This window comes from Leptolyngbya sp. CCNP1308 (assembly GCF_034932455.1).
Lineage (GTDB): Bacteria > Cyanobacteriota > Cyanobacteriia > Phormidesmidales > Phormidesmidaceae > Nodosilinea.
This window is the reverse complement of the sequence record NZ_JAYGIH010000110.1, coordinates 1-23,861: the sequence shown is the minus strand read 5'-3', so window position 1 is coordinate 23,861 and position 23,861 is coordinate 1. Positions and strand designations below refer to the sequence as shown.

Here is a 23,861-nt window from a genome sequence, read left to right as displayed (position 1 = left end):
CTTAATCAAGTACTTTTGGCTTAGCCCAGACCCAACCATGCCAAACTTTCATGGCACACCCAAATCGTAGCCGCGTCAAAATTATCGCTCTTGACAGGAGGACGAGGTGGCCTTTATTACTCCAAGCAACCGATGGCCATATTGAAGCCGCGAAACCTCAGCGTGAAAACGACTCAGATCATCCCTAGTCAAGCATTCCAAAGTGACCCTATCCCCCTGAGCCTGCAAAATAGTGCCCCGGCCACGGGCCTGTACAGTCAGATGCTGCCCCTCAGCGTCTATTCGATAGATTTGCCCCTGCACCCGCAATTTGGGCTCTACTGCCGAGCCATCTCCAGTCACTTTTCTTTGTCCTAGATGGTGGGCATGAGCCAGAATTTCTCGGGTCTGGCGCACAAACGTTTGGATCTGAGCCGCTGAGATTGCAGGCTGATGGACTGCTGAGGCCTGGATGCCAGTACTTTGCCGCTTTTGAGGTTTGCCCACAGTCAGAACGTGATGGTTCTCCCTGGCAGTAGCCTGGATAGACTGCTGGATACTGTCAGGGCACAGCTCTTGATAGACTCCTCGGTCTAGCTTCCACACGCGCTTCCAGGCGCTGGTCTCGCCTCCCGCAAAAACCGCCGCCGGGGTGCAACTGGCTGGATCAGCAACACTCTTCATAATTCGCTCAACCCGCTCCGCGTCAATTCCCAAAGCAGCCCCCGCCGCTCGTGCCAACTCCTCGGCATTGCCGCTCATTAGCACCCGGTTCTGGGCAGCCCAGTTCTCCCAGCCATAGAACTCTCGCAGGGCATAGGTCAGCGAGTGCGATCGCGATTCCAACGGACTATCCCCATGCAGCACTGCCTGAGCCTTCGCCGTAGCCAGATCCTCCAACCGCAAAACTCCTGGTTGAGGAGGCTGAGACTGGATTCGAAGTCGAGACTGGCGCGATGGGCTCTGCTCTCTTCGACCACTCACCGGGTACAGCCCGATCGCACCCAACCGCTCTACCCAAACCGGCGGCACCCGCTGCACGTTGATATAGGCGTTCCCACTTGGGCCAACTGTCGGCGAGAGCACCGTGAAGCGCCCTTGCCCCAGAGCCTCCCCCATGTGGTGGCCGCCCACCCCATCCAACGAGAAATTGGTAAAGCTCTTTTCGTGGACTCGCACTGCTAGCCGCCAACCGCCGCTGTGGGTGCGTTCACTAAAGGTCTGCTGTAAGAGCGGGTGTTGGCTCAGCCAATCAGCGATCCGCTGGTCGCAGGCCTGCTGCGATTCAAACTGCTTCACATCCACATCGACCCAAACGATATTGTGCCAGCCGCCCAGGGTGCCAATGCCGTTATCGGGGTTGGCGAACCAAGTCTGAATCTCTATCTGAGCAGGTATCCGATTCTGATACTGGGTATGCCGAATCAGATGAGGAATTCCACGGTCATCCAAATAGCTGGGGTTCTTGCCGGTGAAGGCGGGCACCAGAGCCCCCTCTTTGTCGCGTCTCAGGCTGCCGCCGCGATCGCGGGCCGGGTAGCGCATCGGGTTTTGGGCTGGGGCAACGGGCAGCGGTGGCAGCTCCTGCGATCTCAGCCAATCAAACGTGGCGCAAAGGGCTGGGTTCATCGGCTTGACCCGCTGGGGTTTGAAAGATCCATTCCATGGGGTGGACAGTGCCAGTGACCAGTTCCAGACGGTTGACTGTGAGCTGCTGGTTCACCAGGGCATAGACCAACACCCCATCCCAAAACATTTCCAGGCGCTCGGGTTCGCGCTCCGCCGTCCACTCCACATCGAGCTGCATTTCGTTGCCCTCCACATGCACGGCCTTTTGCCCATCGCACAAAATCACGATGGACTGGGGGCGGTAATCGGCGGGTAAGGGGGCCAGGGTCATCATCGCTCAAGTCCTGCTGAGGTCGGGGTGGGCACACGGTCTGATTCTAGGCGCTGCACAAATCGCTGAAACCGCTGGCAGTCTTCAGCCGTCACCACCGTGCGCTGAATTTTCCCCTGGGCCATTTCCAAAATGGTCTGGGGTTGAGGCGTCACCCGGCGGACGGTCAGCCGGTCAGCGGTCTGCTTTAGTTCGTAGACTTTGCCGCGAAACTGGGTATGGGGGCCTCGGGTCTGCCCGATTACCGACAAGATTTTTTTAGAAGCTTGGGCCACGTATTCTCCCCGCTGCTGCAACGCCTGATATTGGGCCAGATCTTGAGCCATCGTCTGCTGTAGGTTTGGCGCGAGGCCGAAACCGTTGCCATTGGCTTGTTTGGCTGAGAGGCCTAACTGCTTGATCTGTTCTAGGTGCAGCGGGTCGTGGCCCAAATCGCGGGCAGCGCGGTACCAGTCCCGCAAAGTCTCTAAAGCTGGCCCTGGCAAGGGTTTTGCTGCCTCGGTCGCTGCATCGTTGGCCTGTTGCCCCTGGTCAGCTACTGCTTGAACCGTGGAGCTAGACAACGGGGGTATCGGCGGATCTACGGTCACCTCTGACAATGGCGCAGTTGGTTGAAGGTCTTCCACTGGAGCAGTCCAGGCTGGATCGGCAGCATGGCTCTCCCGATGGCCATTTTGGTGCGCCCCGTTGAACGGGGCGAGGTCAAATAGGCTTTGTACCTGGAATTCAGGTTCTTCAACCGCTGCTGCTGAAGCCTGGGGCAGGGGAATGGGTTCAACAGGAATTGGGGCAGATTCTTCTAGGGTTGGTTCGGGCGGCTGGTGGGGGTGAAGGGCGATCGCCCCCTCCCCCTCCGCAATCACCACCTCCCCCTGCCGGGTCAACCTGTCCAAGTACTTGTGCAAACTCCGCACCGGGAACCCTGCCACTCGTACCCGCCCGAGTTCCTTCACCCCAGACTCCATGCTGGTGCCAATCATCTCCAGATGCTCGATCAAGGGCCGAGCGCCTTCAAAAAAGGCCTCAAAAAACCGCTGATCCGGCGACTTCACCAGCACGATCGCATCAGGATACTGGTCTTTCACCTCCAAATATTGCCGCATATCACTGGGCATCTGCGATCGCTCATCCTCCGGTTCTTGCGGGGACACCACCTCTACTTCGGGCTCTGCCTGCACCTGAATCTGGGCCTTAGCCGCTTCCGCAAACCCCTGCTGCACAATATTCTTGGAGAAAATCTGAGCGAAGGCGCGATCGGGTAGCCGCGACTCCCCACCCCGCAGACTCTGCACCGCCGTTTCCTTAAACTCGATGTGCTCCTCCCCCCGTACCTGAAACACCATCTCCGAGTCGATGAACATATCCCCGTTCTGAGTCAAGTAGTGGGTCAGGTACAGCTCATCCCCCTGTCGCTCCACCACCAAGGGAATAAACGGCTCATTCTCGATCCGCAGGTGAAACTCTTGGGAGGTCATTACGTCCTGCTCAATCCCTGCATTCCTCAAAAAGCGTAGAATCCGCTTCTCCAGTTGGCCCATCGGGGGCTGATTGGGTGCGGGTGGGGACACCGGAGTTTCGACCGCAGGCCTTTCCACGGCTGGCTCTGGGCTGGGCTGATTTGTGATCGCAGGCACAACCGGCTGAGAAACAACCGGGGGCTTCACCGCTTCCACCTCCACCTTCTCCAGCGTCGGCAACTTTACCCCCATCAATTGCCGCGCCACTTCCTTGAATTCAAAGGCTGCCAGGGTGTAGTTCCGCTGGTGCATCACGACTCCTAGCACCCGCTCCAGCCGTTCTGGAGGAATGACGACTTCCATACGGTCTGCTACTGAATAAAAATCTGACCCCGCCGCCGCAATCAGCTCCTCATCCAGGTAATAGCGCCCACCCGACTCCTTCGATTTCGGCGCTTGCAGGATGAACCCCTCCCCCGCCTGCTGGGGCTTCAGCAGCAACAACTCATCGAGGGTCTTCACCGTCCCCTGCCGGTTGGTCAAATCTGTGAGAAACCGAAACACTTGCTGCGGTTCTTTGAACGCCACCGGCTCCTTGGTCAGCTCCGACTCAATATCGAAGCCCTTGGGCATGATCAGCCCCTGGCACACTTCGCCCCGGTAGTCGGTGTAGTTCACCAGCTTGCCGTTGGAATATTTCTCAAAGGCCTTGATCAGGTTGCCGGTGAAAATCTGCCGGTTGACCCGCCCTGCCTCCTGCTGCATGTCGAATAGCGAGTACACGCTATTGCCGAACCAGTCCTCGGTTTGCACCGTGGCATCGAGTGATCCGCTTCTCCCCGTGTTGAACTTGGAAAGAGGCACCGTAATCTGTCGCGCCGAATCCGCCACCAGAATTCTGAGTTTCCAACGGTTCGGTGCCGCTGGACTTCCGGCTCGCTTCTTGGCATCGGCCCCGGCAACCACGCCATAGAGAATCGTCTTACTGGCCGGAGTCACCAACCGCAGTGGTGTCCCTGGTACAAAGGTTTCTAGCACACTGGAGACATGCGTGAACTGCTGCTCAATGCGGTCATTCAGCTTCTCAATCGCCTTGCTGTCTTGCTTTTGGGCCACTGCCGCCTGCCGATACTGGTTCGTCTGCGTTTCCAACTCGGTAATGGTCACCGCCACCTGCTGCCTCGCCTGGGTGGCCAGAGTATCTGAGTCGTGGGCTTCTACCGAATTCACCTCTGCCAACCCCACCGACTCCCGCACCACATTGATCGCTTGAAGCTGGGTCAGCGGCTTGCTCTCACTCTTGGCCTCCACCAGCTCCAGATACACTGGCCCCGTGAACTCGCTCGCGGTCTCACTGTCATCGGCCATCACTTCCATCCGCGCCAAGGGCCGAGCGTCCAAATCTAGCTGATCTGCCTCCAGAATGTTCTCCCCCATCGCCCTGGCCTGATCCACCAGGTCGCAGTACTCCGACTCGATCAGGCTGTAGACCGCCTCTTGTTCAGCAATGGGCAACAGCGGAATCCGACCCGTCACCCTCTTGATTAGGGCAATATCCGAGGCATCGTTTTCGGCCTTGGCAGCAGGAAAATCTAGCTTGGCATTCAGTTCGGGGTCATCCGCCAATAGCTCCGTCACCACCTGCTCGCCGTAGGGATTCATAAAATCCACCACGGTGTTGAGGGAAATATCCGTCTCTCTCGCTGCCGTGGTGTTGGCATTCAGACTCGCCATCTTGCGACAGAGAATTGCCCCCGGTCGTTTTTCCGCTGGCAAATCCCCCATCAGCAGCGTGTAAGCCGGTAGCGCCACCTGCCCCGTGCGATGCACCCGTCCCAGCATCTGCATAAATACGTTGATGTCCCGCTCGGCCTGGGCCACAATCATGTGTCGAGGCCGCTGGTCAGCAAACTTCTCCGAGGCGTGCAGCGAGATGCCGGTCGAGCCCGAGCAGTTGAGCAGAATGACGTCCGCATCCCCGGCGTTGAAGCGGGCCACCGCATCGATCCTGCCCTTGGCTGTGGTTTCCTCCCCCAGCCGCACCTTGTAGGCCATGGATCCATCGGCCCCATACTCAATGCCCGCCGTTCGCCCAGTGACTTCGGTAACCTGGTAGCCAGAGCGCTCTAACTGCTGCTCAATGTAGTCAATCGGGCTAATGGGAATGCCGCTGAAGTCGGACTCGCGAATACAGTCCAAGGCTTCCTCGTAGGCCAGAACGGCATCGGCTCCGAGTTGATCATCGCTGAGGCGTAGCCGAGTGGAGTGGCCCCGGTAGTCTGTCACCACCACGTCCCTGGATCGCTCCAAATACCGTTCCAGTAGATCCCCAAAGGAGAGGCTCATCACATCCCCCGGCGACAAGTCCTGAGACTCGGCATAGGCCTCAATGAAGCTGCCCATGGTGTTAGCCACCGTAATTACGGGCTTTTCACCTCGGTTCAGCGCCGCAATGGCTTCCTCCACCGTCGCATCCGCCTTTTGGGCCAGCAATCCCTGCTCAATGCAGTTATGCATCAGCGAGGTGAAGTTGGTACTCCTGGCTCCTACCTCGCCAATCGCCCCATCCTGCTTCAGGGCCTTCGCTTCCGCCTTGGCCTCATTACTGATCGCCTTGACCGCCTTCTGCTTGGCCCGGTCAAAATCCTTAATGGCCCGCATCGCTGCCGAGAAGTCGTCCGCTACCTCCCGATCCACCGGCACGGTCTTAGCCTGAAACGAAATCCCCTCATAGGAGCGCTCCCGCCGCAGCATCTGCCCCGAGGCGACAAACTTACTGGCGACAATCTGCTGAAGTGGCACCCCACCCCGCGTCAGGATGTTCTCCAGCGCCGTCATGCTACTCACCCCCAGCCTCAGGTCGGTGCGCCGGGCGTAGAGATCCATCACATCGGCACGTTTGGCGTAAGTGGCCGAGGAATAAAACACCCCGGACGACAGGTCGATCAACTCCCGCACAAAATCCGCCCGATCCGGTGGCCCTGCCTCTTTCCACCCTCCCTTGCTACCCCCCGCCTGGTGGGCCTCATCGAGAATCAAGATGGCATTGGGAGCCATCCGCCTCAGGAAGGTGCGGCGCAGAGGTTCTTTCTTTCCCACCGTCTGAAGCTGGCTGTAGGTGGTAAACACGGCACTGTAGCGGCCCAGATTGCCCTGCTGAATCATCCCCTGCATTTCCGCCTGCTGCTTGGCGGCCCCAGCGGTCTTCAATGCCGCGCCATTGGCCAAGGGAATCTCGGTGCCGCTATCGGTAATGAAGGGCGTAAACCGCCGCATCCCGATATCCCCCACATCCCGCATCATGTCGGCGTAGAGCGGTTTGTCCTTGGTGACGAACAGCGCAATCTTGCCCTGCTGCTGGGCGTAACGCATGATGCTGGCACAGATGCGGCCCTTGCCGATGCCGGTCTGGTCGCCCGTGATGAACCCCGCCCCCCGCTCAATGTTGCTGATCGCCAGGGCCGAAGCGTCCACCTGTTCAGCGCTGAAGTAGCCGTGCAGTTCAGAAACAGACCCATAGCCCAGGCGGGTAGCCAGGTACTCGTCGATGTCGCCGTGCTGCTGCTGGAATCGCTCCAATGCCTGCTGGGCCGCACTGGCCATGTTGAAGGGAATTAGAGTCTGAGTTGAAAAGCCCTTGCTCTTGGGCACATAGGCCACCTGCCGGGGCTGGACATCGTAAGTGTCTGCCAGCGGAGCCACAGCCTCGCCGGTTGAAAGAGGAGTATTCATGGTGATTTCCGAGTGAGGTTCTATAGGCTCAGTTCGGTCAGCCACGCCTCTAGCGTGGTCTCGTCGTGCAGGCTGATCCAATCCAGATAGTCCGGATAGCTGGGGGTGACGGGCGTTACCGGAAAGATCCCCCCGTAATAGCCGAGTCGTTCCTGAAACCGCCAGTTGCTCCGAATCAAGGTCTCTGCCCACTGCTGCCGCCAATACTCTAGAGCGAAGTCTGGGTCGTCGTCCGGCTCCAGTATCGGAATCTCCTGAGCCCAGTCCAATTCGCTGAGGGTGGTGGCCAGCCCTTGTTGCGTCTCGATTTGGGAGGTTTCCGAGACGGAGGTCTGAATCATTCTGTCCAACCGAGTTTGAATCAGCTGTAGGTAAGTCGATTTGCTCAGCTGCTCTATCGCTGGTGGCACTTTGACGATGAATAGCGTTCCCAGGCCCTCCAGCGTCCAGAGGTTGGGAAAGCTGGGATACTGGCTGCTCATGAACGGGTACGTCCAGGGTGAAACGGGCGTGGTGGGTAGGTTCATGGGGAATCAACTCCTTAAGTTCAGCAAACGACTTGTAGATAACCGGGACATCAGCGGCAGGTAACGGGCGTTCAGACCGTCCCCGACCTTCAATCACAATCAGATCAATCGGAAAACCCGCGCCTTGCTTGCGGTACAGGTCACCCCAAATGGAAATGTGCTGGGTAACGGTGTACTGCTGATACAGGGCATAAAAGAAGCCTCGACTTTCCAGGGTGTTGTAGCGCTCAGACCGTAGCTCTTCATCCACTCCCAGCTTGCCGCCCAGGATCAGAACGGCGCGACCATCGTCCTTCATCGCTCCTAGAGATTGAAACGAGATCGCCTGATCAATCTGAGTCGTCCCCCGCAAGTTACCTGGTAACTTGAACCGTTTACGCTGCCCCTGCACGTCCCGCACCGCCCCAAAGGGAGGGTTAGCAATCACCACGTCATGCAGGCGTTCCGGCTGATACTCCGCTGCGTCATGCTCCGTGACGCGGTACCCCTGAGCCCGCAGGTCAGCGGCACGGTCTGGATTGAGTTCATTGACGGTGACCTGGGTGGGGTCAGTTCCCACCAGCAATGCGCCATGGCCAGCCGAGGGTTCGTAGACGGTGGCCTCGGGGGTAATGCCCGCCAAGGTAGAGGCCAGAAACGCGAGGGGAATCGGCGTACTGTAGGCTTGCTGCAACACGCTGGTGGAGGAGCGGACATTCAGGGCTGGCTGGCGATCATGTAAATCGACCAGCCGATCATAGGTGTCGTGAGTTGTCGCCGAGGCTTTAAGAATCCCCTGGGCCGCTCGCACCACCGCCCCCTCCACCGCTTCATCCACTTGCTTCGCCAGCGCTGTGCCGGGGTTGACCGGTGTGCCCAACACCAGCGCCGCCTGTTGTCGGGCAGCGGTAATTGTCGTAAACCCTTCACCCCCCAGAAAGTGGGCGGTGAAGTGGTTTACCATCTGCTGTTGGGCCTCATTTGCCATTCCTACTCACCCATGGCCATGCCCACGGCCCGGCTGCGTTGTCGGCTGTTCAGGGGCGTCACTGTCGCCGGTTGGTGCATCTGCAAGTCCTGGCTGAGTTCCCGGTCAATGAACCGGAAATAGGCCACATCCTTAGACGTGAGATCAGACCTGATTTTGCCGTTGTCAATGCTGAGAATCTGACCCCGCTCTCCCGCCTGAATTTTCAGGCTGTTGGGGGTCTCCTCAATGCGGTACTGGCTGCCCCCTTGGAAGACTCGCTTGCCCTGTACGTTGGGGCGGCTGCCAGTGACATCGAGCAGTTTGCGAGCGGTTTTCGCCAGAGCCAGGGCAGTGAGATCGCGGGTGATGCCCATGTCGCCCGCTGGCGCAAGATTGCCCAACTGCCGCACCCGCATAGGAGGCTCTGGTGACAACCCATCAATCCCCTGAATCTGGATCTGCTGGCGGGCTTTCATAAAGTCGGCCTCTTGGGACGCCACCATATCGTTTTTGAGGATGTCTAGACCCCAACGGGTTTTGCGGGCCGTCATCAACTCGATGCCTTCGCGGTCTGAGACGGTGACCATGCGACCCTTAGAGCTGACCACGTAGTTCTCAGCCACATAGAAGCCTCGACCAGGGCTGTAGGCGGTACCGTACTTTTGGAGCAAGTCTACCGCTGTGGAGGCAACCTGCCGACTACGGATATTCGCCGCCAGGGCCACTACCCGTTCGGTTAACTGCTGGGACGAGCGCTGCATCACCCGAGTGGTCTGCTGCATCCATTTCTGGGTGGCTTTTTCCACCACCTGCTGATTCTGGCGCTCCATCACGTCGAGGATGGAGACCACCTTGGGTGAGGCCATAGCCAGAGGCTGAGCTGCAACTCGGGTGGGCGCAGGCTGACTTGCAGATGTTTGCCGCTCTGCTTCCACAGTCCTTACAAGTGCCGGAGTTTCCTTAGGTGGGGAAACCTCGAGTTCCGTCGCTGCCTTTATGGGGGAGGCAGGCAAAGGGATAGAGGCCACAGCCTCATCAACCAGTTGAGGAACTTCCTCTGTTGCCTCCTCCTGTACGACCCCAGGGGAAGACACTTCCGCCTGATTAGTCGAATCAGGCTCTAGCCGGTTGGTCTCAACCGCCCCCTTACTCATCCGGTAGACCAGCTCATCTCCGGCCTTGATGTTGATTGTCCCTTTGGCCCCGGTGGTTGCCTCAGCCCCTGCCTGCGGAGGCGCATCTACCGCAGCCTGGAGCAGCTTCAGTGTATTTGCATTGAGCTTGTTGACAGGGTCTTTATCGGCATAGCCTTCTCGGTAAACTATCTCGCGACCCATCTTGATCTCAATGGGCTCAGCGACAGCTGGAGGCAGATCCACAACATCCTCGGGCTGAGCATCCTGGGGATCTTGTTCCTTTTGTCGAGCCGCCTGTAGCCGCTCGCGCAGCATTTGGATAAATGCCTGTACAGCCTCGGCGGTTGATTGAGCCGTGGCCGCTGCCATTTCGCTAGAGGCCAGGGTAGTGTGAGCATAGTCCTGCTCGATTTGTTTCGCTTCTCCGGGATTCACTACGGCTTGCATGGTTCCTCCTTTAGGGGGTCTAGTCCTTCTAACTCCATCAGGGGCATGATGGTGATGCGGTTAATCACCTCCAGCCCTTGAACCGAAAAGTAGGCGGTGTCGCCATCGATCAGCCACTCCACCAGGGTTGGCGTGTAGTCGATATCCACATCGGCGCACTGGGCATGAATCCGGCCATCCCGCCAATGAAACACCGTCACATCGTCGTACAGCACCTCAATCTCACGGGGCACATAGTCAGCACCCAGGGGCGGCTGATCGAGCACCAACGCCAGATCAGCGGCGACGTTGGGGTAAGCCAATAGTGCGGTGACCGTATCCACCGGCAGCTTTGCCCGCAGAGTTTGGGCCAGCATGAGATCGGGAGATTGCATTGATTGAATCGTTGCTGTCATGGGTTTTCTCCTAGAGCAAACTGCTGTATTTATCGATCAGGCCAGCGGGGTCGGGGTAGGCCGAGTTGACCGGGGCTTGAGGCTCTGGCAGCATCGCTTCCACCATCTGTCGTCGTTTTTCTAAATCGGCAGCAGTAGGCATCCGCTGCGGGCTGCGACGCACTAGGCGAGCATGGATCTTGGCCCACAGGGCTTCGCTCCCCTCACTGGCCTGAATATCGGCCTTGGGAATCTTGATCGCCTGCTGGATGGGAATCGCCGCTTCCCCACGGGAGGTAAAGCCGGGGTTGATCAAAATGCATTTCCCCGGCGGCAAGCGCAGAAACTGACTGGGTTCAAAGAGCTTGCGGGTGCGCTCCTGGTCGGAGATGGTGGTACTGGATTTGCCCCCGCCACGATTGCGCGACTTTTGCTTGTGCTGAATTTCTTCATCCCCCAGAAAGTCTGAGAACATGCGGGCGGCTTCGTATTCTTGGGGGTTGAAGACCGCTTTGGTGGCACAGGCTCCCAAGATGGCGCGGGCTAGTTCACGACCGTAGGTTTTCTCCAGCTGCACCAGGTTTTGGAAACCGAGAATGACCGCCAGCCCGTCCTCCCGGTTTTCGTTGAGCCACTGCACCAGGGTGGGTAAGTAAAGAGTAGGCAATTCGTCAATGGCGACAATCAGCGGATCGTGCCGACGCTGGGCCACATTGCGGGTGACCAGCATGTGCAGCACCGTGGCTACCAGCGGCCCCACCACGTCCCGTCGCTCCCGATCCATCCCCAGAATCAGCAGCTGCTTACCAGTTAAATCGAGGGGGATAGAGGTTTGACCACAGAAGGCCCCCAGCACCCCTTCTTTCATAAAGCGGGTAAAGGTCTCGCTGGCGCTGCCCACAATGCCGCTAGCGGTTTTCTCAGCATCTTTCACCCCAATGAGCTGGTTGAAAGACACTCGAATCCAGCTGTTCATGCCTTGAGCGGCAGCCACCCGGTTGCCCAGGTTAGTCAGCCCGAGCACCGCCTGGGCGGTCATGATGTCGGGATACTGGGTGGACTTGGCCAGCATCAACAGCGCCTCTGTCAGCTGATCGCCAGCGGCAGCAAAAAAGCCATCCTCGCTGCTCTGGGTCATCAGCCGAAAGTTTTTGTTCAGCACCGTGGCAATTTGCCGAGCCATCTCGGCATCGGACTCGCTGCGAAGGAAGTCGATGGGGTTGCACACTTCGGACTCGGGAAAGCCGGGGGCCAGCACTCGCACGTCGTAACCCAGCTTGGCGGCGTAGGCGGCATGGCGAGCACTTTGGGTCGGATACTTAAAGTCGTACAGGGCTACCGGTAGACCCTGGTCTAGAGCCGAGCGAATCAGCGGGTCGATGACGCTGAAGGTTTTGCCAGAGCCTGGCCCACCACAGACGGCGATGCCCCGCTGAAGGTCGGGCAGATAGAGGGACTTAACGTCTTTCTTGCGAGTAGGCTTACCGATATAGAGGGAAACCGCATTGCGTTTATGCTCCTGAATCTGCCGTACCGCACGCTTGCGGGCGGCGGATTTCTCTAGGCTGCCACCAAAGCGGCTGGTGGCGAGCTTTCCCTTCTTGCCTTGGCTCATCAGCGAGAATGCGGCAATCAGCACCACACAGCCGAGCAGGGTGAGCCCTTGGCGAGACTGGAGTGAGGTCACCAGCTGAGAGAGTGACTGAGTTGAGGTGGAATCCACCTGACCCAGAATTGAGGGGTGTTCGGTGTAGTAACGCATCAGCGCAGCACCTCATAGCTATTGGGTGGCAGCTCAATGCCCAGTTGCTCTAGCGCCCAGAGGTATTCTTCAGGAAACTGGCTGCGGGTGCCGTCGGGTGCCGCCGTCAGATACTCGGTCAACTGCTGCTGGTAGGCGTCGCGCCCACCCTGTTCTTGCAGCACCTGGGTATAGCGCTGAAGGGCTAACTCACGGGCCAGGTTCAGGGGAATGTAGTGACTCATCACCGGGTCATCCTCCGGTAGCAGCGACCGGCAGGCGGCTTGAGCGTCCAGGTAAATCAGCACTTCTTGGTAGGTCTCGCCTTCCCCGGCCCCGATTAGGAGATAGCTGCCGGAGGCGGTCTCCACCAGACCCCAGAGTTTGGTGGCTTGGGTCTGGGGGGGCAGGCAGTCGTAGACCGCCTCTGGAATGGGGTCTGACGCCCGAGCCAAATTGAGGCCCACGATAGAGATTAGACCGACAAGCAGGAGACAGAGGACTGCTAAACCAGCGAAGATAGTACGGTTAAGTCTCATCGCTAAACTCCTTAACTGAGATAGTTCATGGGGTTCTGGGGTTGGCCGTTCTGGCGCACCTCAAAATGCAAATGCGGCCCTGTTGACCAGCCGCTGCTGTTGGCGCGACCAACCGGATCGCCTTGAGCGATGATGTCGCCCGCTTGCACAAAAAAGCCTTGCAGATGGCCGTAGTAGGTCTCTAATCCGTTGCCGTGGTTGATGATGACGAGCCTGCCGTAGCCGCTGGTGAGGGAACCACTGATACCCGCGAAGGTGACTTGTCCGCCATCAGTCGCTCGAATGATGGTGCCGGTGGGAGTGCCGAAATCGGTACCGCTGTGAAGACGGCGATCGCCATGAATTGGATGGGTGCGATAGCCAAAACTACTGGTGACGCCATAGCCCGGTGCGGGGTGAATAAAGCGTCCAGTAGCGGTGCCAGGAGATCCTGAAGCCCTGGTCGCTGGGGCTGGGGCTGTCGTGGGTTTGGGTTCGCCGGTCTGCGGGTCAATCCCTTTCGCCGCCGCAACGTCGGCTGAATCGGTGGTCGAAAGACCTTCCTTGATTTGACCCAAGAAGACCATGCCTTCTTCCTGCACCGGCAGCCAGGGAATAGGGCCGACGAAGTAGGGAGTGCAACCCAAGTCCACAAATAGGTTGCGATCGCACATGCGGAAATACAGCCCGGTTTCAGCGGTGCCGGAGGCCTCATCGGTGTCTAATACCGCTACCTTGAACGCATTGCCGAAGGGATGGCGACCGGTAGGTTCAACCCCGCCGTTGGCGGCGGCTAATGCTCCCCCGCCACGTTTTGAGCAACGGTAACAATTCTTACTTGCGCCCGGTGCGCGATTGGACTAAATTACTGAGCTAAGGCTGTGTGCGTGCAGTCTGAACTTCCCAAAAATTTGGTCGAGCGCCACTGGAAGGAGATTAGGCCCTCCAACCAGTGGCTGACCCCCAAGCCTGATCTAGCCAGTCTCGGAGGCTGAGTATTATGTTACTCGTGGCCGCCCTGAACGGTATATGTTTGGGAGCGGCCAAGTTTTTGGGATTCCTACCCATCGTTTCATCGAAGGAATCCCGATTATGTTGTGTTTGCCATATTTGGTGTCGTTGGCCCGACGGGGCGAGGCGACCAGTCCGCTACCGCTGGCGAATCCTGAGGCCCAGCCGGGGCGTGAGCGATTGCGCCATTTGGTTATTGGCTCGCCGGAAGGGGTGCGGGCGACAATTAACCTGCTTCATGTGTTGACCTATGCGGAACAGGCGGCCTGGAGCCAGTTGATTACGATCCCACCGTCAGGAATTTTGATTACCCCGGAGCAGGGAGAGGTGTTTAGTCTGCTGAGGCGCGATGGTCAAAGGCCGGCCCTTTAGAGCCACCACAGTTGGGGTGATTACTGAGGTGATTCTCCTCTAGCTCTATAGGGGAGAATTGCCTCATGTGTAGTTTGCATGAGCAGACTCATGGAAGCAGTTAAACTATAATTTAATTTTGATAAATGTAAATCAGCATGACAAGCCTCACTTACAAGGCTGTTTAACGAAAGAAAATTTGCTATCAAGGGTATGAGACTCTCAGAAACCTGCATAGAGCCTGTTGAACGTGAATGACACTAGATAATCCCCTACGCAAGCTGCTCTTTCAAGCTTTGCTCAGCGCCTTCCCGCAAGTCGATGACTTAGTGATACTTGTGGATTTTGAGTTGGGGGAGAACCTCTGGCAGATCGTAGGGGAAGCCACTGGCCAGAGCATTGTCTATAAGTTGATTGTCTGGTGTGAGGCATACGGACGCCTTAAAGACCTGATAGAAGCCGCCTCAAGAGAAAGACCGAAGAATCCTGAGCTATGTCATTTCGTCGCCCGCTACCAGCAGCTTACTGTAACAAACCGTCCTCAGGAAGACTTTGAAGTTCAGGCCCCTCTCCCTACAACTCCTGCGGAACCTAAACGTCAGTCATTTCCAGAGGCATGTCATTTTGACATGGATGTGCTGATGGAGGAATGCCGAGAAGCTATTTATGGCAAGAAGGGTTTGGTTGGCTTAATTGTTCCTTGTTCAGAAACAGTGTTTCAAGAATATTTCTGTGAGCGACTGAGGCAAAATTTGGGACGAAAAGCTACCAAAAAGCGCCAGCCCTTGGCTATTGATGTCAATATTTCAGCAGAGCAAGTGGTCTCCAGAATTCGAGGCTTTAAGAGCGATTTATTGAAGGACTATGACGTTATCTGCCCTCTACCAATTCATATTTCTCAGCCAGGCTCTACGCTACCTGATTCAGTTTGGCAAGCTCTATCTGAAGAGTTTAAGAATACAGAAATTAACCGACGCCTTATAGTCGTAATGTTTGGGGGAAAGACCACAATTTTTCCCAAAGGTCCTATCTATATTCAGCCTCCTCTCTTTAAGGAGATGCACATTGAGGACTGGGTTATCAGAGTCTCGAAGGTTCTAGAATGGCCCGAACATGCATGGGAACATTGGAAAATCCGAATGGTTTTAGACTGTTTCAGCGATCCAACCTGTCAATCGCTAGATATTTGGAAGGTATACGAGCGCCTTGAGTTATCTTTGAAACTACTCCAAAACCACCGAGTAGCTGACGATTTTTTACAAGAATTAGTTAACGAGCTTCAGCTCAGGGGGTACCATGTCTAGGCGATTAGTTGATACATCACAGCGATTTTCTGACATTGACTACGACAATCTCCCGCCCTCTAAGGAGATTGAAGATTCATCCGTAGAACCAGTCCCAATGTCTAATCCACCTATTAAAGCGCTTAGCAAAGAGTTTTACCTGGCAGACCCAAACCTAAAAGAAGCCGTTGACCTTGCTATTGCTCTAGGACGGCCTCTGCTACTGCAAGGTGAGCCAGGCTGTGGTAAAACTTGCTTGGCCTATGCCGTTGCCTATGCTTTGGGTCTTCCGTTAGAGGAAAGCTATATCAAGTCAACCAGTCGAGCCCAAGATTTGCTCTATACCTATGACGCGGTGAACCGGCTTTATGATGCTCAACTTGGAGAAGCGGGTAGAGATAGTCGTGACATCAAAAAATATATACGCTTAGGCCCATTGGGTCGCGCGATCGCCCGCGCCCAATATGGGCGACGCTCAGTCGTGCTCATAGATGAGATTGATAAAGCAGATATTGACTTTCCCAACGATCTTCTCTGGGAACTAGATCGACTGGAGTTTCGAGTTACCGAGGCACCAGAGATACATTATGCAGTTGGTAGCGACCCAGCTTTACGGCCAATCGTTTTTGTAACACACAATGAAGAAAAGGCATTGCCAACGGCTTTCCTGCGACGATGCATTTTCCACTACATCCACTTCCCAGATTCAGAAACCCGGTTACAACAGATTTTAGCAACACAGCAAATCAAGAACGAAAAGCTTAGTCACAAGGCCATTGAAGTTATTCTAAAACTCCGAGGTCTAGATTTGAGCAAGCGCCCTGGTCTTAGTGAACTTCTAGATTGGGTTGGATATCTGGAAGCAGTGAATACTCCTGCTGACAAATTAGATAAGCTACCGCAATTAGGCGCTTTGCTAAAGCAAGAAAGTGATCGTAAACGAGCAATAGAATCTTTACCTAAAATCTAGCACTTTACTTGCCTTAATTTTCCTGCATTTTTAGCAATACAATGTGAGTCGGACAACCTGATTTCCTACTAGAACCGCACTTGTAACAGAAAATATCTTCATGGATTCTAATTCTAAGATTGAGTTTTTTGCGCCATCAGAAAAGCATGGGCCATCGCGAGGAATTGTCATTGAAAAGGAAGAAAACGGTATTTGTTTGATTAAATACGCAGCCACTTACTGGCGCGCACGTCCATTGGATAGCATGGAAAAAGCTGAGTCGTTATCGCCTGGAGATTTAGTATGTGTAGTTGGACGTCAAGGCATTACTTTACTTTTCCAGACAGAGGCTGAATATTATAATGAAAATTCAACTTTGACGCCTAAGAAAAATAGTACTAAAGATATAAGCAAGCTGCGATTAAACACTGATCGAACAGAATTAACCATCTTAAATGAAAGTATTAACACAGGTTATAATCAGCTACCTCAAGCATCTATTCCTTCTTTTCTTTGGATGTTGTTCGAGCGCCTAAGGCGTCGAGGTTTTCCTTTAGGTCTGGGAGACTACGAAGCTCTAAAACTTGCCCTCCAAGCTGGTTTTGGTTGGTCATCGCAAGCGGCACTGGGAGAACTATGTGCTTCTCTATGGGCTAAATCTCTACGAGAGCAAGAAACGTTGTTAGCCCTCTTCAATCAATTAGCTCCACTAGAAGAGGCTTGGCAACTTGATGAGAAAGACCAGAAGACAATCGCGTTTTTAGAAGATATAAACACAAAGACAAATAAACGGCCTGAAACCGAAGAGTCTGAAGACACTCCTAAAGTCAGCGCCCAGCAGGGGCTACCGCCTATCTTTCTGGGCGATGTCACAATTACTGAACGTCCTTTCTTGTTTGAACCTCAGTTTCCATTGAGCTATCGAGAAGTTGCCCAAGCTTGGCGACGATTACGACGACCCGTGCGAACTGGGCCACTCATTGAACTAGATCTAGAAAGAACAATTGAGCAACGTTGCAAAGCAGGTGTAGCGACATCAGTAGTACTGCGCCCTCGGCGCAGTAATGTGGCTCGCCTGTTGCTTTTGGTTGATCGTCAGGGGTCTATGACTCCCTTTCATCGTTTTTGTGACGAGGTCTGTACTGCTATTCGACAAGCAGGGCGTTTTGAGGAAACTGCTCTTTACTATTTCCACAATGTACCCGCAGAAGGAGCAGAGGAAGATGTATTGGGCTTGTTGGAAGATACCTTATATCCGTCTTTAGACCCTATTTTGCCGCAGATTACGCCTTTAATTGAAGGAAATCTTTATATTGATTCTAGTTTGCTCCGCCTCAAACCGTTACTAGAAGTGCTTGATCAACAAGCAAGAGGGGCATCGGTTGTAATTATCAGTGATGCTGGAGCTGGACGAGGGCAATATCGCATATCTCGATTACTTGACACTTTAGCTTTCCTAAAAGGTCTAAAGCGGTATACACCCCATTTTGTATGGATAAACCCTCTTGCTCAACGATACTGGCCAAATAGTACTGCTGCATATCTATCCCGCCATATTCCCATGTTTTCGCTAGACCGTGATGGAATGTATCAGTCTGTCAACGTGCTAAGGGGACAGCAATTCACAACTGAGAAACCGATATGACCATTGTTGCTATGTCTAACGAATGGAGAGCGCACCAAATAGAAGATTTCAAGAGGCAGTTTAGTGCGTATGGAGATTCAGCGCTGCATTTAGCCTATCACGCAGCTGTGCCTGTAGTTCTTAATTCAGAACTACTTCACCTAATTCGCATCAACTTTTTTCTAGATCCACCTGAGTCATTACCCTATGATATTGAGTTTGACTTTTTGCTGTCATCTATCTGTTATCAAATAGATGAAGAAAATTTTGAAATTGAACCTAAAGCTAGATGCTATTTACTTGAAAAACTATTCGACAAATACGGATCGAAACGCATTAGTGAGATTGCTAGCCTATTATGGGAGTATGTTGCTTATTGTTCTCCTTGGGAAAGCAGATTAACGCTCAAAAGAGCGCAGCAGATAACCGCTTTAAGTATTCTTTCTCCATCGAAAGCAATAGAATGGTTGAATGAGGCTGAAAAAGATCGTTCGGTTCAGCATGGAGTAGATAGATCCTGGTATGTTGTAATGCGACAAGGTTTGCAAGAATCAGCTAAATTGGTCGCTAAAGCCAGAAGTAAGTCGTCACCAAGACATCAGAGTAGTAACGTCAGAAAAGACTTTTTTATCAGCCATACCACTCCCGACGGGGCATGGGCTGAGTGGATCGCTTGGATTTTGGAGGCGAACGGCTACACAGTTCATCTCCAGGCGTGGGATTTTGTGCCGGGCAAGAGCTTTGTCAGGGAGATGAATCAGGGGGTGACTGAGTGCGATCACACCATCGCCATCCTCTCTGACAACTACCTCAAGGCCAACTTCACCCAGGCTGAGTGGGCTGCCGCCTTTCGCCAAGACCCGCAATCCCAAGTCAGTCGGCTAATCCCCATTCGGGTAGGGGAGTGCAAGCCCACAGGGCTGCTGAGCCAGATTATCTATATCGACATTGTGGGCCGAACCGAGGTCGAGGCTGAGCGGGTGATTTTAGAAGGCATTGCCGCTGCACTGAAGCAAGACGGCAGACCCAGCAAGCGACCTGCTTTCCCCAATCGCGATCTGGCTCAGGTTGCCGATGACGTCCCCACAAGCAAAAAGCGCTTTCCGGGCCGGGTACAGACCCAGAACCCGTTTTTGCCACTGACCGGGGCGGTGGATGAGGCCGAGCAGTTTTTTAACGGCGATCGCACCCTTGATCGCATCTTTAAAGTGCTCAATAGCGACAGCAATGTGGCGCTGATCGGCGATCGCAGCCTGGGCAAGTCGTCTCTGCTGCGGGAAGTGGCTCGCCAGGCCCAAGGGCGGCTGACCCCGCCGCGAGAGCCAATTTTCATCAACCTGGTGATGCTGTTTAGCGAAGACGAGTTTTACGAAGAACTCTGCGCCAAGGTGGGCATTGCCGAAGACACTCGCGGCAACAAGCTCAACCGAGCCCTGAGAAACAAGCACCTGCTGCTAATTTTGGATGAGGTGGAGCGTATGGTGCAGGATGGGTTCTCGCGTCGTGTGCGCGACCAACTGCGCGGCCTCTCAGAAGGCAAAGACGCTCCCTTGCGCCTGGTGCTAGCCGCCCGTCGCCCCCTTGACCAACTGTTCCCCGACGGCTACGACGATGGTATGGTGTCGCCCCTCCACGGCATCTGTGTGGAGGAAACGATTCAGCCCTGGTCGGCGGAAAGCGTGCGCCAGTTTATCACTACCCGACTGTCCACCACGGCTGTGCGTTTCAGCGAAAATGAGATTGCCGACCTGATCGCCACCAGCGGCGGCAGCCCCAAAGTCCTGATGCAACTCTGCAACCAACTTTTCCGCAGCAAGGCTTTTTAAGATGAAATTGAGCATCTTAGGAGAATGAATATGCTTTGACCATCTGTGAATGAGCTATGTTGGGTTGCATTACTATGGGGTACACTCAAGAGCCTGAAATCTCTACAAGGCAAGGTTTTAACTAGCACTGCATGCTCTCATAATTATGAATCCCGCTATATTAAGTTTCATCCACTATGAAATTAGCTCAGGCACAACGAAAGCAATTTCACCAAGCGCTCCTTGACGCTTTCATTAACGAATCTGAGCTATCACAGATGGTGAGCTTTGAGCTTGACGAAAATTTAGAGGCAATTACAGTCAAGGGAAATCTTTCTGGCATCATTTTTAGCCTGATTCGCTGGGCTGAAGCCCAAGGTCGTACAGAAGAGCTTATTAAGGGCGCAATAGCGCAAAACCCCAGAAATCCCTCACTTCAGAAGTTTGCGCAGCAATTTAGTCTCTCAGATAGTCAAAGCCCAAGCGAGTACCAAAGCGGAGAATTACAAGATCCGCTGGCAGACGTTAAATCACGAATCCAGCTTAGTAAGCTGCTATCTGCTCTTCCATCTCCACAATTTAACGAGTTACTTTTTGGCCTCACAGCCCTCAATCTCCCCCAGAGCAATCTGCCATCCATCTCAGCCGCTCAAGCAGATCGTGTCACCGCCCTACTCAACTGGGCTGATAGCCCTATTGGCTGTGGCCTTGATCAACTTCAAGCCGTTCTTCAATCCGTGATCGACAGTCATTGCTAGATGACATAAGAAATGGTGCTTGCAAGAGCACGGATTGAACCCGCTTGCCCAACTGGTTATCGGTCTCGGTGCCCATCACCATGGTGTCGAGGGCTGCACTGACTTGCCGCTGCGGATCTCGCCGAACACCAACGTCCCCCAGTGCTGGTTGACTAAATCTGGGTAGACGGTTATTTAACTGTTACGGGTGATCAGCTCGATGCCCCGGTGTCGATGGTGCGAGGGCAGGCCACCGGCATCAGCCCCGGTGCTTCCCCGGTCAGGTAAAGCTGCCGCCGCCCAAAGGGAGTCGCCATCAGCGCTTCCCAAACAATCGGCAGGGTCTGGAGCCACACTTTCCAGGCGTAGTCTTGCTCGCGCTCCACCCAGGCCGGGCGGCGAAAGCAGCTCTGAATATAGCGACAGGCTTCGTCCAGCTGCTCCAGTTCGGGGCGATGCACCAAGAACACCACGGCAGTGTGGATCGGCAGAGCCCCCTCGAAGAGTTCTTCCTGGGCCTCAATCGAGCGCTTCATCTTCAGCTCAGCGGCCACATCCACCGAGTGGCTGTCTTCAGCCAAAGTAGCTGTCAGGTTTGACTGCTTCAGCATCCGCTGCACGGTGGTTTTCACCAGGGTTTCGTTAGCCCGAGTTAGCTGGCAGAAGATTTCGGTATCGGCCACTGTCTCGCGGGAGAGGATCTCCCACAGGCAGCGGAGTTGGGCCGATTCACTGGCCCAGCCACCGGGCTTTTCTAAGAAGGTGAGGGGAGCAGCATACTGCCCTTTGACCTTGACCCAGTTTTTTCCGGCGGTGGGCACCCCGGCCCGAGTCAGCAGCGTGGTGCTGTGAATGTCCGAGTTTACCTGCTCGTGCAGGCCATCGGCATTCAGGATGATCAGCTGGGGGATGTCGATGGGGTCACTGGTGTTAAAGCGGTTCCACAGCAGCGCCCATAGATCCGATTCACCTAGGGGTTTGACCGAAAGCCCCATCTTGGTCGAAAGCACCTGCTCCCAAAGCAGAAAGCCGTCGGTAAAGGCCTTGGTGATCACCGTTTGCAGCCGCTGGTTCTTGGCCTGGCGCAGCTCCCCCGTGAACGACTTCCACAGGGTTTCGCCCCGGCTGATCACCTTCTCGATGATGTCTTGGGCTCCTTCAGCGCCCGTTTGGACGGTGTAGGTGACGTACAGCCGCAGAAACTTGGGTTTGCGTAAGCCCTGCTGGGTGAGTTGTTGGACTCGGGCGCGTTCAGCGGTGAGTAAGAACTTGAGAGCCTGGTTGGGGGCGATCTGGGTGAGCTGGGCTAGATCCTGCTGTCGCTTACAATCCGCCGAAAATGACCCCAGGTGAATCGTTAGCCGCTCACCGTTGGGTAAATCCTTCAGTCCCGATTCCAGCTGGTCAAAGACCGTCTTGACCTGTTCATCGGTCAATGTGTTGTGGATGCCCCGGCAGTCGAAGCCAAACACAAAGCAGAGGTGCTCGCGGTTCTTGCCCTTCGTGAGGACGTAGGCTCCTAACTGACGCCCCCGCATCTCAATTCGCACCATGGCGGCGAGATTGAGCGCATCTTCAAAGGGCGTCAATGTGCTGACGAATTGGCTGCCGAGCTTGAGTCGGTGTTTGCCGATGGTCTGTTTCATCGTGAATAAACCTCAGATATCGGGCATAGCCGCGACTCCAGGTGGGAGTCGGCACAAATTTTGCGGTGAACTTCCAGCTCTGTCCCCCGGTGAGAATCCACCAGGTAGACATGCCCCAGGCAGCAATGAATCCAATCGAAATCCAGCTGAGACTGAACCCTCGGCCCAGCAGGTAGGACACCCCCGTGATGCAGAACCAGGGAATGATCTGATCTGCCGGGATGGGGCCTAACCGGGGTTGCGCCCCCAGGATGGAGTTAACGGGACGAAATTTAGATGCCATAAGCAGCCCAGTAATGCTGAAAGGACGGTAAGAGCTGCACCCTCGATCAAATGGCCGCATAGCGACAACTAGCCGGTGATTAGCGTCGTCAGCACATCGCCAGCGGTGACGGCAATGATGATAATCAGCGGTGTGCGGGCAATAGTTTGGTTAGAGTCGAACATCGGATCGCTCCAATGAACTCTCTTTCAAAACCGGACGTGAGAGTTTCCCCTCATCCGGCTCCTCAATGAACTGACTCGGCCCAAGGAAAGCTGAGCACGACCCGTCCGTTGCCGTTTTGAGATCATGGCAGTGGCCATGAAGCAACTGGAGATTGTCAAAGGTCTCTTGACCGCCTAGCGATAACGGCTGGATGTGGTCAACCTCGACCAGGTCATGGAACGTGATGTGAAGTCCGCAGAACGCACATTTACCCCCTTGCTTCTGGAGCAGCCGGGCAACCCGAGGGGAGATGCCGGGATAGCGCCCCATTCGCTGTGACCAATAAGCCCAATCCCCGTCATAGGGAGATTTCTGGTTCTTCAGAGTCGTGTAGACGGCGGTGCGATGCCGGATATGACGGGTTAGCTCCACGTCCTTGGCGGCAAACGTCCATCGTCCTTCGGTTCTGATTTGCCAGTACTTTTCGGCCACTTTTCGGGCTCCTCGTCCGGTGCAGCGGTTCACGGCCCAGGCGCGGAGCTTTTGGTAAGTGAGGAAGTCGGCTTTCGCCAGTTGGGAGCGAGCATTGAAGTAGCCAAAGTAGGTCGCCCATCCCCGAATCACAGGATTCAGGGCATGGATTAAGGCCGCTTGCGGCGCGTGGCTATACTGCTTGATGATCTCTCCCACGGCGGCCATGTGCCGTTTGAGGCTGTCCTGACTGGGGGTGACAAAGAGCTTGAATCCTAGGGAGCGACTAACGGCACCACTCCGGTAGTTCCCTTGCATCACGCGGGAAGCGCGATGCTGGCCCACCGAATGTTGTTGAAAGTGGTACCCCAGGAAATCGAATCCCACATTCCCCTCAACCGGAGTCAAGGTGTGGGTGATTCGCGTCTTCTCCGGATGAATAACCAGCCCCATGTCTTGCAGCCAGATCGTTATTGCCTCAAGGCAACCCTGAATGACGCTCAGGTCTTCATGCAGAACGACAAAGTCATCGGCATATCGAACCAGTTTGGGGGACAGAATATCGCGGCGTTTCCCGTCAATGATGCGGGAATGCCGGGGATATTGCTGCTTGAGATAAGCCTCCATGCCATGCAACGCAATGTTGGCTAGCAAGGGAGAAATGACACCGCCTTGAGGCGTTCCGCGTTCCGTGGGGAACCAGTTTGCCCCTTCAATTACCCCCGCTGAGAGCCAGGCTTTAATCTGACGCCTCAGGCTGGGAAAGGTGTCGAGCTTATCCAACAACTTGCTCTGAT

At 55.1% G+C, this 23,861-nt stretch carries 17 protein-coding genes; 6 read left to right on the top strand and 11 right to left on the bottom strand.

Annotated features, from left to right (window positions below; genetic code table 11):
- Window positions 1-81: 81 nt before the first annotated feature.
- Genes VB780_RS28515 through VB780_RS28480 form a run of 8 tightly spaced genes read right to left on the bottom strand, consistent with a single transcriptional unit; the run spans window position 82 to window position 13,434 of the window.
- Window positions 82-1,608 (bottom strand): bifunctional DNA primase/polymerase, encoded by a 1,527-nt coding sequence (locus tag VB780_RS28515; protein WP_323354579.1) that lies wholly within the window; start codon window positions 1,606-1,608, stop codon window positions 82-84.
- A complete protein-coding gene (locus VB780_RS28510) occupies window positions 1,580-1,882 on the bottom strand; it encodes a hypothetical protein (protein WP_323354578.1) in 303 nt (100 codons plus the stop codon). Before VB780_RS28510 ends, VB780_RS28515 begins: the two co-directional genes overlap by 29 nt.
- On the bottom strand, window positions 1,879-8,562 hold the full coding sequence (locus tag VB780_RS28505; RefSeq protein ID WP_323354577.1) for a strawberry notch C-terminal domain-containing protein: 6,684 nt from the start codon (window positions 8,560-8,562) through the stop codon (window positions 1,879-1,881). Before VB780_RS28505 ends, VB780_RS28510 begins: the two co-directional genes overlap by 4 nt.
- Before the next feature lie 2 nt (window positions 8,563-8,564).
- Entirely contained in the window at window positions 8,565-10,127 is a 1,563-nt protein-coding gene (locus tag VB780_RS28500; protein ID WP_323354576.1) for a hypothetical protein, read from the bottom strand.
- A complete protein-coding gene (locus VB780_RS28495) occupies window positions 10,115-10,522 on the bottom strand; it encodes a hypothetical protein (protein WP_323354575.1) in 408 nt (135 codons plus the stop codon). Before VB780_RS28495 ends, VB780_RS28500 begins: the two co-directional genes overlap by 13 nt.
- Before the next feature lie 10 nt (window positions 10,523-10,532).
- On the bottom strand, window positions 10,533-12,263 hold the full coding sequence (locus tag VB780_RS28490) for a type IV secretory system conjugative DNA transfer family protein (protein ID WP_323354574.1): 1,731 nt from the start codon (window positions 12,261-12,263) through the stop codon (window positions 10,533-10,535).
- The gene (locus tag VB780_RS28485) at window positions 12,263-12,781 is read right to left on the bottom strand and encodes a hypothetical protein (protein WP_323354573.1); all 519 of its coding nucleotides are present in this window, start codon (window positions 12,779-12,781) and stop codon (window positions 12,263-12,265) included. The genes VB780_RS28490 and VB780_RS28485 overlap by 1 nt, the downstream gene beginning before the upstream one ends.
- 11 nt (window positions 12,782-12,792) lie before the next feature.
- The gene (locus VB780_RS28480) at window positions 12,793-13,434 is read right to left on the bottom strand and encodes a M23 family metallopeptidase (RefSeq protein WP_323354572.1); all 642 of its coding nucleotides are present in this window, start codon (window positions 13,432-13,434) and stop codon (window positions 12,793-12,795) included.
- Window positions 13,435-13,852: 418 nt separating this feature from the next.
- Between VB780_RS28480 and VB780_RS28475 the strand changes: the two genes are divergently transcribed.
- The 6 genes from VB780_RS28475 to VB780_RS28450 all read left to right on the top strand — a co-directional run bounded on the left by VB780_RS28475 (window position 13,853) and on the right by VB780_RS28450 (window position 20,541).
- Window positions 13,853-14,143, top strand: a complete 291-nt coding sequence (locus VB780_RS28475) for a hypothetical protein (protein WP_323354571.1) — start codon at window positions 13,853-13,855, stop codon at window positions 14,141-14,143.
- A gap of 233 nt (window positions 14,144-14,376) precedes the next feature.
- On the top strand, window positions 14,377-15,426 hold the full coding sequence (locus VB780_RS28470) for an effector-associated domain EAD1-containing protein (RefSeq protein WP_323354570.1): 1,050 nt from the start codon (window positions 14,377-14,379) through the stop codon (window positions 15,424-15,426).
- A gap of 97 nt (window positions 15,427-15,523) precedes the next feature.
- Entirely contained in the window at window positions 15,524-16,375 is an 852-nt protein-coding gene (locus VB780_RS28465) for a MoxR family ATPase (protein WP_323354569.1), read from the top strand.
- A gap of 100 nt (window positions 16,376-16,475) precedes the next feature.
- The gene (locus VB780_RS28460) at window positions 16,476-17,999 is read left to right on the top strand and encodes a VWA domain-containing protein (RefSeq protein WP_323354568.1); all 1,524 of its coding nucleotides are present in this window, start codon (window positions 16,476-16,478) and stop codon (window positions 17,997-17,999) included.
- Entirely contained in the window at window positions 17,996-19,804 is a 1,809-nt protein-coding gene (locus VB780_RS28455) for a TIR domain-containing protein (protein WP_323354567.1), read from the top strand. The genes VB780_RS28460 and VB780_RS28455 overlap by 4 nt, the downstream gene beginning before the upstream one ends.
- A gap of 176 nt (window positions 19,805-19,980) precedes the next feature.
- A complete protein-coding gene (locus VB780_RS28450) occupies window positions 19,981-20,541 on the top strand; it encodes an effector-associated domain EAD1-containing protein (protein WP_323354566.1) in 561 nt (186 codons plus the stop codon).
- Window positions 20,542-20,732: 191 nt separating this feature from the next.
- Here the strand turns inward: VB780_RS28450 and VB780_RS28445 are convergent, their stop codons facing one another.
- The 3 genes from VB780_RS28445 to VB780_RS28435 form a co-directional block, all read right to left on the bottom strand.
- Window positions 20,733-22,166: a hypothetical protein gene (locus VB780_RS28445; protein ID WP_323354565.1), complete on the bottom strand. Its 1,434-nt coding sequence runs from the start codon at window positions 22,164-22,166 to the stop codon at window positions 20,733-20,735.
- On the bottom strand, window positions 22,096-22,449 hold the full coding sequence (locus tag VB780_RS28440; RefSeq protein ID WP_323354564.1) for a hypothetical protein: 354 nt from the start codon (window positions 22,447-22,449) through the stop codon (window positions 22,096-22,098). Before VB780_RS28440 ends, VB780_RS28445 begins: the two co-directional genes overlap by 71 nt.
- 150 nt (window positions 22,450-22,599) lie before the next feature.
- Window positions 22,600-23,861, bottom strand: a 1,262-nt coding sequence (locus tag VB780_RS28435) for a group II intron reverse transcriptase (RefSeq protein WP_323354563.1), incomplete at its 5' end; no start/stop codon positions are given.

Bases quoted from the DNA above. Each gene is read 5' to 3' on its own strand.
- VB780_RS28510 (WP_323354578.1), bottom strand. From the start codon at position 1,882: ATGATGACCCTGGCCCCCTTACCCGCCGATTACCGCCCCCAGTCCATC.
- VB780_RS28470 (WP_323354570.1), top strand. From the start codon at position 14,377: ATGACACTAGATAATCCCCTACGCAAGCTGCTCTTTCAAGCTTTGCTC.
- VB780_RS28460 (WP_323354568.1), top strand. From the start codon at position 16,476: ATGGATTCTAATTCTAAGATTGAGTTTTTTGCGCCATCAGAAAAGCAT.
- VB780_RS28515 (WP_323354579.1), bottom strand. From the start codon at position 1,608: ATGAACCCAGCCCTTTGCGCCACGTTTGATTGGCTGAGATCGCAGGAG.
- VB780_RS28500 (WP_323354576.1), bottom strand. From the start codon at position 10,127: ATGCAAGCCGTAGTGAATCCCGGAGAAGCGAAACAAATCGAGCAGGAC.
- VB780_RS28440 (WP_323354564.1), bottom strand. From the start codon at position 22,449: ATGGCATCTAAATTTCGTCCCGTTAACTCCATCCTGGGGGCGCAACCC.
- VB780_RS28505 (WP_323354577.1), bottom strand. From the start codon at position 8,562: ATGGCAAATGAGGCCCAACAGCAGATGGTAAACCACTTCACCGCCCAC.
- VB780_RS28480 (WP_323354572.1), bottom strand. From the start codon at position 13,434: ATGTGCGATCGCAACCTATTTGTGGACTTGGGTTGCACTCCCTACTTC.
- VB780_RS28485 (WP_323354573.1), bottom strand. From the start codon at position 12,781: ATGAGACTTAACCGTACTATCTTCGCTGGTTTAGCAGTCCTCTGTCTC.
- VB780_RS28465 (WP_323354569.1), top strand. From the start codon at position 15,524: ATGTCTAATCCACCTATTAAAGCGCTTAGCAAAGAGTTTTACCTGGCA.
- VB780_RS28450 (WP_323354566.1), top strand. From the start codon at position 19,981: ATGAAATTAGCTCAGGCACAACGAAAGCAATTTCACCAAGCGCTCCTT.
- VB780_RS28475 (WP_323354571.1), top strand. From the start codon at position 13,853: ATGTTGTGTTTGCCATATTTGGTGTCGTTGGCCCGACGGGGCGAGGCG.
- VB780_RS28445 (WP_323354565.1), bottom strand. From the start codon at position 22,166: ATGAAACAGACCATCGGCAAACACCGACTCAAGCTCGGCAGCCAATTC.
- VB780_RS28455 (WP_323354567.1), top strand. From the start codon at position 17,996: ATGACCATTGTTGCTATGTCTAACGAATGGAGAGCGCACCAAATAGAA.
- VB780_RS28490 (WP_323354574.1), bottom strand. From the start codon at position 12,263: ATGCGTTACTACACCGAACACCCCTCAATTCTGGGTCAGGTGGATTCC.
- VB780_RS28495 (WP_323354575.1), bottom strand. From the start codon at position 10,522: ATGACAGCAACGATTCAATCAATGCAATCTCCCGATCTCATGCTGGCC.